Source organism: Mycobacterium sp. 1245499.0 (assembly GCF_001673615.1).
In the GTDB taxonomy this organism is placed as follows: domain Bacteria; phylum Actinomycetota; class Actinomycetes; order Mycobacteriales; family Mycobacteriaceae; genus Mycobacterium; species Mycobacterium europaeum_A.
Genome location: NZ_LZMG01000133.1, coordinates 1 through 9,865 on the forward strand (window position 1 = coordinate 1; position 9,865 = coordinate 9,865).

Consider the following 9,865-nt stretch of genomic DNA (forward strand, 5'->3'; position numbering starts at 1 on the left):
TGAGCCAGTGCAAGACCGGCGCCGACGCCAACAAGTACGTGCAGTGCCGGGTGGTCGCCACCGGCAACTCGGTGGACGCGGTGTGGCATCAGCTGCTGCCGGGTTACACCCGTCCGCATGTCCGGCTGTTCACCGGCCGGGTGAGCACCGGCTGCGGGGCGGCCACCACCGCGGTCGGACCGTTCTACTGCCCGGTCGACCAGACGGCGTACTTCGACACCGACTTCTTCCAGGAGCTCGTCGACAGATTCGGTTCCAGCGGTGGGCCGTTCGCCCAGGAGTATGTGGTCGCCCACGAATACGGCCACCACGTGCAGCAGCTGCAGGGTCTGCTCGGCCGCTCGCAGCAGGGCGCGCAGGGCGCCGGGGGCAACGGCGTGCGCACCGAGCTCCAGGCCGACTGCTACGCCGGGATCTGGGCGCACTACGCCTCCACGGTCAAGCAGGAGAGCACCGGCGTGCCCTACCTGGAGCCGTTGAGCGACAAGGACATTGCGGATGCGCTGTCGGCCGCGGCGTCGGTGGGCGATGACCGGATCCAGAAGGAATCCACCGGCCGGGTCAACCCCGAGTCCTGGACGCACGGTTCGTCCGAGCAGCGGCAGAAGTGGTTCACCATCGGCTACCAGACCGGCGACCCGAAGAAGTGCGACACCTTCTCCGCGCCGGATCTGGGTTAAACGTCCAGCAGGCGCCGCAGCTCGGCGCGGCCCTGTTCGTCGAGCGGCAGCAACGGCGCGCGCGGGTCGCCGACTCCGAAGCCGAGCAGCTCCAGGCCGGCCTTGACGGTGGTGGCCAACCCGCCGGCGACGATGTAGGTGAGCAACGGCTGGAGATCGTCGTAGAGCTTCTGCGCGGTGTCGAAATCTTGTGCGCGCACCGCCTCGTACAGGTCGATGCAGGGTTGTGGCCGCAGATTCGGTGCGGCCGTGCACCATCCGGACGCGCCGGCCTTCAGGGCGTCGAGCACCAGCGGGTTGCTGCCGTTGTAGAAGGGCAGCCGGCTGCCGGACAGTTCGGCGATGCGGTGCATGCGGGTCAGGTCGCCGGTGGATTCCTTGACCATGGTGACGTTGTCGATGCCCTCGAACATCCGCACCAGCAACTCGGGCGGCATGTCGACACCGCTGGTGGCCGGGTTGTTGTAGGCCATGATGGGGATCGAGATGGCGTCGCTGATGCTGCGGTAGTGCTGGAAGATCTCCCGCTCGGTGAGCTTCCAGTAGGACACCGGCAGGATCATCACCGCGTCCGCCCAGGCCCGCTGGGCGTAGGCGGCGCGCCGAATCGTCTTGGCGGTGGTCACATCCGACACGCCGACGATCACCGGGACCCGCCCGGCGACCGTGGCGATGGTGGTGTCGACGACGGCGTCGAACTCGGGTTCCTCGAGGTATGCCAGTTCGCCGGTGCTGCCCAGCGGCGCGATCGCGTGCACATCGGCGGACACCAGCCGCTCGACCAGCGCGGCCAGCCGTTCGGTGTCAATCCCGTTGTCGCCGAACGGCGTAACCGGGTAGGCGATGATGCCGTGGATCTTGGGCTCGGTCACAGGGCGGCTCCTTAGCTGGTCAACACGTCGGAATGCCGGGCCAGGGCCCGGCGGGCGTAGTAGGCGAAGTTGGCGCGGCTGCGCTGCGGTGACAGCGTCCAGTCATGGGCCTCGCGGGCCAGTTCTTCGGGCAGCTCCTGGACGGTGCCGGCGGCCATCGCGGCCAGCTGCAGTTTGGCGGCGCGTTCGATGAGGATCCCCAGCGAGCAAGCCTCCTCGACGCTGGCCCCCGCGATGACGTGGCCGTGATGCGCCAGCAGGACGGCCTTCTTGTCCCCGAGCGCGGCGGTGATGATCTCGCCCTCTTCGTTGCCGACCGGCACCCCCGGCCACTTGGGCAGGAACGCACAGTCACCGTAGAGCGGGGTGGTGTCCATGTGGGAGACGATCAGGGGAACTTCCAGCATCGACAACGCCGCGACGTGGAACGCGTGGGTGTGCACGATGCAGTTGACGTCGGGCCGGGCGCGATAGATCCAGCTGTGAAAACGGTTGGCGGGGTTGGCAATTCCATCGCCGTCGAGGACGTTGAGGTCCTCGTCGACCAGCAGCAGGTTGGCGTCGGTGATCTCGTCGAACCCCAGGCCGAGCCGCTGGGTGTAGTAGGTGCCCGCCGCCTCGGCGCGGGCGGTGATCTGTCCGGCCAACCCCGAGTCGTGCCCGGCGTCAAAGAGCGCCCGACAGGTCAACGCCAGCTTCTGACGCGTGGTCAACTGCGAATCGGTGACGTTCGCCGTCAACTGCTCGGCAGCCCGGCGCATCAACTCGGATTTCGAATCGGTGAACGTGCTGCCCATGTGACACAATGTAGCAGCTTAGGAAACTTTGTGTCATAGGAGGCCCCGTGACGGCACTGCTGCGCCCCGTCCGCAGACAGCGCGGCCTCACCCTCGAGCAACTCGCCCGGCAGACGGGCCTGACCAAGAGCTACCTGTCCAAGATCGAACGGGGCCAGAGCACTCCCTCGATCGCGGTGGCCCTCAAGGTCGCCCGGGCGCTCGAGGTCGACGTCGGGCGGCTGTTCTCCGCCGGGGCCGCTCAGGAAAAGATCACCGTGGACCGGGCCGGCGACGGCGACGGCGGCCGCTATCGGGTGCTGGCGCCGTCACTATTGGGAAAGTCGATGTCGCCGTTCGTGGTTCGCCCGACCGAGCAGCTGGCCGAGGATCCCCATCCCGAGCATGCGGGCCAGGAATTCATGTTCGTGCACGCCGGCACGGTCGAACTCGACTACGGGGACCAGACGTTCACGTTAGGGCCGGGCGACAGCGCCTACTTCGACGCGTCGGTCAGCCACAAGATCCGGGCGGTCGGCGCCGAGAGCGCCGAGGTCGTCGTCGTTGCACACGCCGAGCCCGGGAGCGCACCGGCCCTGGTCCCGACTAGCTGAGCCGGCAGGTGACGGTGGTGGTCGCGTCCTGCTGGACCACCACCTGACCGTCCACGGCGATTTCGCAGTGGAACTGGGCCGGGCCGTTGCCCGAATCCGGCCAGTGCAGCATGCCGCTGGCGGTGATGCTCGCGAACTGATTCGGGTTTGCCAGCGTGGCGGTGTAGGTGACCGGCGCGCCGGCGCTGAGCGGGGCCTGCACGCTGGTGGAGAACTTCGACGGGTCCGCGTTGAAGGCCGCCTGGCTGGGCGGATCGGCGTTCACGTAGGAGACGTTGGCGGTCACGTTGTTGGGGCTCGTCACCGTGTAGGTCACCTGGTGACCGGCCGGGTCCGCATAGCTGGTCGCCGACGTGAGTACCGCCCCCGCGGCCGCTGCCAGAATTGTCGCTGAGATCGCGCTCGCTGTCCTGTGCACGTTCGTCATATCGAAAACGCTACCGGATTCGTTAGCGACGGTTCGATGTTTACGCCGCAGCTGTGCCCCTGGTCGCCCGGCTCCGGTATGAAGCAAGCATGCGCGAAGACCCCACTGCGGTGACCCGCCGCCGGTTGCTGACCACCGGCGCGGTCTCGGCCGCCCTCGGCGTGGGCCTGGGGGGTGGCGCCACGCTGCTGTGGTCCCGTCCGCAGGGCCCGACCGCCTGGTTGCAGCCCGATCGACATGGCGCACCACCTGTCGCTGGGCTGCACCTGCAGTTCGGCAAGAACGCCGGCACCGAAGTGGTGGTGTCCTGGCACACCACCGACGCGGTCCGCAATCCGCGCGTCCTGCTCGGAACACCGACGTCGGGCTTCGGCAGCACGGTGGCCGCCGAAACCCGCACCTACCGGGACGCGAAGTCCGGCACCGAAGTTCGCGTCAACCATGCCCGGCTGACCGACCTCACGCCGGACACCGACTACGTGTACGCCGCGCTGCACGACGGCGCGGAACCGGAGCAGGGCACCGTCCGTACGGCGCCGATGGGCCGAAATCCGTTGCTGTTCACCAGCTTCGGTGATCAGTCCACTCCGGCGCTGGCCAAGATGCCCGACGGCAGCTACGCCACCGACAACATCGGCTCGCCGGCCGCCGCCGACACCACCATGGCGATCGAACGGGCGGGCCCGCTGTTCAATCTGATCAACGGCGACCTGTGTTACGCCAACCTGGCCCGGGATCGGGTGCGCACCTGGTCGAACTGGTTCGAGAACAACACCCGCTCGGCGCGCTACCGGCCCTGGATGCCGGCGGCGGGCAATCACGAGAACGAATTGGGCAACGGGCCAATCGGTTACGGCGCCTATCAGACCTACTTCGCGGTGCCCGATTCCGGGTCGAGCCCCGAAACCCGTGGCATGTGGTACTCGTTCACCGCCGGTTCGGTGCGGGTGATCAGCCTGAGCAACGACGACGTCGCCTTCCAGGACGGCGGCAACTTCTACGTGCACGGCTACTCCGGTGGTGAGCAAAAGCGTTGGCTTGCAGACGAACTCGCCGCGGCCCGGCGCGATCCGGACGTCGACTGGATCGTGGTGTGCATGCACCAGACCGCGATCTCGACCGCCGACAAGACCAACGGCGCCGACCTGGGCATCCGCACCGAATGGCTGCCGCTGTTCGACCAGTACCAGGTCGATCTGGTGGTGTGCGGCCACGAACACCACTACGAACGCTCGCATCCGTTGCGCGGCGCGCTGGGCACCGACACCCGCACCCCGATACCCGTCGACACGCAAAACGATCTGATCGATGCCAGCCGGGGAACGGTGCACCTCGTCATCGGTGGCGGCGGCACGTCGGCCCCGAGCAACGCAATGTTCTTCCCGGAGCCGCGGTGCCGAGTGGTCACCGGAGTGGGCGCCTTCGATCCCGCGCTGCGCCGCAAGGCGCCCATCTACGTCATCGAGGACGCGCCGTGGTCGGCGTTCCGCGATCGCGAGAACCCCTACGGTTTCGCGGCTTTCGAGGTCGACCCAGGCCAACCCGGTGGCAACACGTCGATCAAGGCGACGCACTACGCGCTGCGGGGCCCGTTCGGCGAAGTCGCCGTCATCGACCAGTTCACTCTCACCAAGCCGCGCGGCGACAGGGCCCGCTAGCCCGTCCCAGCAACGTGACCGCGGCGGATTTTATCCCTGTGAAATACTTCAAAAATGGCTGAATCGCCCGGTCCGTCCATGGGGGGACGCTTGGCGGACTTCGTGGTCGATCGGCGCATGCTGCTGACCGCGGCGCTCGCCGTGCCGATCGGAGCGCTCGCCGCGGGGGCGGCGTGGTGCCTGCTCCGGTTGATCGGGTTGGTCACCAACCTCGTCTTCTACCAGCGCTGGGCGGTCGACCTGGTGGCACCGGGATCGCACCCCCATCCCTGGTGGTTGTTGCTGGGCGCCCCCGTCGCCGGCGGTCTGGTGGTCGGCGTCATGGCCCGGCTGGGCTCGGAGAAGATCCGCGGTCACGGCATGCCGGAAGCGATCGAGGCGATTCTCACCCAGGGCAGCCGTGTCGAGCCGAAAGTCGCTATCCTCAAGCCGGTTTCGGCGGCGATCAGCATCGGCACCGGCGGCCCGTTCGGCGCCGAGGGGCCGATCATCATGACGGGCGGGGCGCTGGGGTCGATCCTGGCCCAACACCTGCATCTGACCGCCGACGAGCGCAAGATCCTGCTGGTGTCGGGGGCCGCCGGGGGAATGGCGGCCACGTTCAATTCGCCGCTGGCGTCCATCCTGCTCGCGGTCGAGCTGTTGCTGTTCGAATGGCGGCCCCGCAGCCTGACTCCGGTGACGGCGGCGGTCGTCGTCGCGACCGTCGTGCGCCAGTTCATTCTCGGCGGCAACCCGGTCTTCCCGGTCGACGTCGGGCACCTGAGTCGCGTCGAACCGAAGATCGACCTGCTGGCGCTCCTCATCGGGGCGTGCGGCGCGGTGGTCGCCATCGCCGCGACGCGGTTGGTGTACCTGGCCGAGGACGCCTTCGCGCGCCTGCCGATCCACTGGATGTGGTGGCCGGCGATCGGCGGGCTGGTGATCGGCGCGGGCGGGCTGATCGAGCCGCGGGCGCTCGGCGTCGGCTACGACGTGATCGACGCGCTGCTCACCGGCCGCGCCACCCTGTCGTTGATCGTCGGCATCCTCGTCGTGAAGACCGCCATCTGGTCGCTGTCGTTGGGTTCGGGCACCTCGGGCGGTGTGCTCGCGCCGGTGTTCATGATCGGCGGCGCGCTGGGAGCCCTGGTGGGCCAGGGCCTGCCGAACGTGTTCCCGGGGTTCTGGGCGATTCTCGGGCTGGCCGCCGTGGTGGGCGGCGTCATGCGCTCGCCGCTGACCGGCGTCGTGTTCACCCTCGAACTCACCCATGCCTGGCCCGCGCTGCTTCCCCTGATCGTGGCCTCGACCACGGCCTACGCGGCGTCGGTGTTGATGCTCGACCGATCGGTGCTGACCGAGAAGATCGCCCGGCGCGGCCTGCACCTGACCCGCGACTACACCACCGATCCGCTGGAAGCGTTCTTCGTGGCCGACGTCATGCATCCCGAGCCGTCGCCGGTGCCCACCGGCGGCAGCGTCAGCACCCGCGACACCCTGCGGCATGCCGCCAACGTCCTCGCCGAATCGGGCGGCCACGCGCTGCGCGTCCTGTCACCGGACGGCGCGGAACAAGGTCACCTGCTGCTGCGGGATCTGCTCGCCGCCCGCCTGCACGACATCACCGAAGACACCAGGCGCACAAGGCATTTCGTCGCGTTCCCCCGCACACGGGCGCTACGAAACGCCGATCCCGAAGCTCAAAACAACGTCGGCTGAATCGGTTTCGGCGCCGGCGCCGCCGAGGCGGCCCGGGCGAACGGGCGATGGTCGCCAGCCAGCCCATGCTTGGCGATCAACGGCGCGGCACGCCGCCGCAGCGTTTCGCGATAGTCCTGGGGCAGGTAGGCACCGCGCCGGTACAGCTCGCGGTAACGGCCGACCAGGTCGGGATGCGAGCGGGCCAACCACGCCATGAACCATCCCCGGGTCGAGCTGCGCAGGTGCAGGCCGAACACGGTGACACTGGTGGCGCCGGCCGCCGCGATCTGGCCGAGCAGCCCGTCGAGGTGCTCGGCGGAATCGGTGAGGTGCGGCAGCACCGGCGCGACCATCACATGACAGTCCAGCCCGGCGCCCCGGATAGCGCTGATCAGACCGAGCCGGGCCTGGGGGGTGGGCGTGCCAGGCTCGACGTCCTTGTGTAGCTCTGGGTCGCCGACGGCCAGCGACACCGCCACCGACACCGGAACCTGCGCCGCGGCCTGGGTGATCAGCGGCAGGTCGCGCCGTAGCAGCGTGCCCTTGGTCAGGATCGACAGCGGCGTGCCGGATTCGGCCAGCGCGCCGATGATGCCCGGCATCAGCGCGTAGCGCCCCTCGGCCCGCTGGTACGGGTCGGTGTTGGTGCCCAGCGCGACGGTCTCGCGCTGCCAGGACGGCCGGCGCAGCTCGCGACGCAGCACCTCGACCACGTTGGTCTTGACGACGACCTGGGTGTCGAAGTCGTTGCCGCAGTCCAGCTCCAGGTATTCGTGGGTGGGCCGGGCGAAACAGTACCGGCAGGCGTGCGAGCAGCCGCGGTAGCCGTTGACGGTGTAGCGAAACGGCAGCGCCGACGCGTTCGGCACCTTGTTGAGCGCGGACTTGCACACCACCTCGTGGAAGGTGATGCCGTCGAACTGCGGCGAGCGCACGCTGCGCAGGAAGCCGATGCGCTGCAGCCCGGGCAGCGCCCCATCCTCGACCGGTGTCCCGTTGACCGCGACGGCCTGATTCGCCCACCGCATATCACCATTCGAACATTAGTTCGAGATCGAGTCAAGCACGGGGTGGCCGTCGTACAGTGAGCGGCGACCGTATCGCCCCTACGCTTCAAGGCGCCGACGGCGATCCGGTGCGGCGTGGGCGATAAGTTCGTCGTTCACATGGCCGGCATTTTTCCCGTTTTGTCCGAGGATGCATTGCGCGCGACTTTGGGAATTCTCGACCGCACGGTGCGCCGCGGTTATCCGGGCGGTTAACGCGGTGCGGAGAATCGAGTTTCGGTTTTGCGTGACATTTACGCGGGTATTATTCCAGGGCCCCTCACGAAAGGACCTGTCATGTTGCACCAGGTGATTCTGGCAAGTTCGGACCCGGTCGCGGCCGGCTTTATCCTCCGTGGCATCAAGGGAATTTTCGTCGCTATCGGCAGCATTATCGCCGCAATAATCTGCGGAGTCATCGCCATGATGAAGGGCCGCAATCCGCTGGGCTGGGGAATTCTTGGGCTGTTCTTCTCGATCCTGACATTGATTGTCGTCATCATTATTCCCAGCAAAAAATAACGCTTAGAAGGGCGGCGGTTCCCCGTCGCCGACGGCGTGGGTCGACGCGGAAGCCCAAGTGCGAGAAGGCTTTTCGAGCGCACGCGCCATGCGGTTGTGATGGCGTTCGGTGGCCACGCGCTGGGCGCGGTTCTGTGCCCGGGTGCGGCGGCGTTTGGGCATCATCGCCGTGCGGTCGCCGCAGTAATCGGGCGCCACGTCGGCCTCGGCGGCGGGGATCGCGCCGACGCCCCGGCACAAGCTCGGGAACAGCAGTGCGCTGCCCGGGGTGGTGACGTAGGTGCGTCCGGCCGGCGACGTCAGGATCAGGGTGCCGTCGGGCAGCTGCTTTTCCTGCCAGCCCCAAAAAGTTTTCACCAAATGATGGGCGCGGCAATAACATTTGAGGTTCGACGCGTGCGTCGGCCCGCCGTCGGCGTACGGGATCGTATGGTCGAGGTCGCAGTTCACGGCGGGCTGATCACAGCCAGGCCAACGACACGTCAAATCCCGGCACCGCACAAAATCGGCCAGCGCCTTCGACGGCACATAACCCGGCTCCGGCGGCGCATCACCGGGATGAACCAGCGGCACCAGCGTGGCCGAGCCGGCCAGCTCGGCGACCAGCTCCGGTGAGATCAGGCCCTCGGCGCCCAGCTCGCAGGCCGGCGCCGAACCGCAACCATCCAGCGCGGCCCGCTCGGCGACCACATGAATCACCACCGGCCCGGCGGGTCGCTTGCCGGCCACACAGTCGGCGCGCCCGCAGCGACACCCGAGCCGATCCGCCCCGCCCGCCAACGCGCCCAGCGCATCAGCGCGGCGCTGCTCGCGGGTGCGCGGATCATGCTCACACACCGTGGCCGCCAACGCAGTCAACCGCCGGTCCAGCGCATGCGCGTCCGGGGCCAGCAGCGTGCCCTCAATGTGCGCCAACCCCTCCCCCATCTCAGCGACCCACACCTCACGCCCGGCCACGCGCTCCTTGCGCCGCCGCACCGCATCCACATCAGCGCGAGCCACCACCTTGTCCACCTGCGCCGCCAACCGGCCCTGGCTCAGTGACGGCCACCTGGCCACGGTGGCCGCCAACTCCGCGTCCACGGCGCCCAGCACCTGCGGGTCGGTGATCAAATCGGTGCGGAACACGATCGTCTGAAACATCAGGTAGCCAATATCCCCGGCCGAAAACACCGCACCCACCTTCGGCAACCGTTCCCGCATCGCCCGCGCGTACCGCAGCCGGCTGGCGGCCAACCCCTGACTGATCCGCAGCTCGGCGGCCACCTCCGCACCCACCGCCGCCTCGGTGTCCATCGCCCACTCCTCGGTCTCGGCACACCGCGACAACCGATAGGCGAACAACTCACCAATCGCCACCAACTGCGCGGCCGCCGCCCGATTCTCCGCCCGCGCGGCCGCCCCGATCCGCTCCAGCAGCCCCACCGACACCGGCGTCGCCGACGGGTATTGGCGCTCGATGAGCTCATCGAACCGCGCCCGCACCTTTTCGAACATGTGTTCGATCATAGCCGCGCGGGCGACAAGTTAGCGGCTGAGCCGCCCGAGCACCTCGTCGACAACGGAATCCAGCGTGACGGGGGCCCG

The 9,865-nt window shown here is 68.2% G+C and carries 10 protein-coding genes and 1 pseudogene; 6 read left to right on the top strand and 5 right to left on the bottom strand.

The features are described 5' to 3' along the window. A partial coding sequence (locus tag A5646_RS06505) for a neutral zinc metallopeptidase (protein ID WP_067020692.1) occupies positions 1-680 on the top strand: 680 nt, incomplete at its 5' end. Here the strand turns inward: A5646_RS06505 and A5646_RS06510 are convergent. Further along, on the bottom strand, positions 677-1,552 hold the full coding sequence (locus tag A5646_RS06510; RefSeq protein WP_066876530.1) for a dihydrodipicolinate synthase family protein: 876 nt from the start codon (positions 1,550-1,552) through the stop codon (positions 677-679). The genes A5646_RS06505 and A5646_RS06510 overlap by 4 nt on opposite strands. 11 nt (positions 1,553-1,563) lie before the next feature. Next, positions 1,564-2,349: an aldolase gene (locus A5646_RS06515; RefSeq protein WP_067020695.1), complete on the bottom strand. Its 786-nt coding sequence runs from the start codon at positions 2,347-2,349 to the stop codon at positions 1,564-1,566. Positions 2,350-2,396: 47 nt separating this feature from the next. Between A5646_RS06515 and A5646_RS06520 the strand changes: the two genes are divergently transcribed. Further along, positions 2,397-2,942, top strand: a complete 546-nt coding sequence (locus A5646_RS06520) for a helix-turn-helix domain-containing protein (protein ID WP_066876527.1) — start codon at positions 2,397-2,399, stop codon at positions 2,940-2,942. Here the strand turns inward: A5646_RS06520 and A5646_RS06525 are convergent. After that, positions 2,935-3,369, bottom strand: a complete 435-nt coding sequence (locus tag A5646_RS06525; protein WP_066861023.1) for a hypothetical protein — start codon at positions 3,367-3,369, stop codon at positions 2,935-2,937. The two genes, A5646_RS06520 and A5646_RS06525, sit on opposite strands and share 8 nt — an antisense overlap. Before the next feature lie 89 nt (positions 3,370-3,458). On the opposite strand from A5646_RS06525, the gene A5646_RS06530 reads away from it, so the two are divergent. Together A5646_RS06530 and A5646_RS06535 are read left to right on the top strand one after the other, a co-directional pair. Beyond that, complete coding sequence (locus A5646_RS06530; RefSeq protein WP_067020704.1) at positions 3,459-5,027, top strand: metallophosphoesterase family protein; 1,569 nt, start codon at positions 3,459-3,461, stop codon at positions 5,025-5,027. A gap of 54 nt (positions 5,028-5,081) precedes the next feature. Continuing rightward, a complete protein-coding gene (locus tag A5646_RS06535) occupies positions 5,082-6,728 on the top strand; it encodes a chloride channel protein (protein ID WP_067020698.1) in 1,647 nt (548 codons plus the stop codon). Here A5646_RS06535 and A5646_RS06540 read toward each other — a convergent pair. Beyond that, positions 6,710-7,738: an Rv2578c family radical SAM protein gene (locus A5646_RS06540; RefSeq protein ID WP_067020701.1), complete on the bottom strand. Its 1,029-nt coding sequence runs from the start codon at positions 7,736-7,738 to the stop codon at positions 6,710-6,712. The genes A5646_RS06535 and A5646_RS06540 overlap by 19 nt on opposite strands. Positions 7,739-7,879: 141 nt before the next feature. On the opposite strand from A5646_RS06540, the pseudogene A5646_RS29785 reads away from it, so the two are divergent. Then, positions 7,880-7,972: pseudogene (locus A5646_RS29785) on the top strand (polyketide cyclase); the annotation flags it as partial. A gap of 81 nt (positions 7,973-8,053) precedes the next feature. Then, on the top strand, positions 8,054-8,278 hold the full coding sequence (locus A5646_RS06545) for a deoxyribodipyrimidine photolyase (protein WP_066861033.1): 225 nt from the start codon (positions 8,054-8,056) through the stop codon (positions 8,276-8,278). Positions 8,279-8,281: 3 nt separating this feature from the next. Here the strand turns inward: A5646_RS06545 and A5646_RS06550 are convergent, their stop codons facing one another. Then, positions 8,282-9,775 (bottom strand): HNH endonuclease signature motif containing protein, encoded by a 1,494-nt coding sequence (locus A5646_RS06550; RefSeq protein ID WP_067020707.1) that lies wholly within the window; start codon positions 9,773-9,775, stop codon positions 8,282-8,284. Positions 9,776-9,865 lie beyond the last annotated feature (90 nt).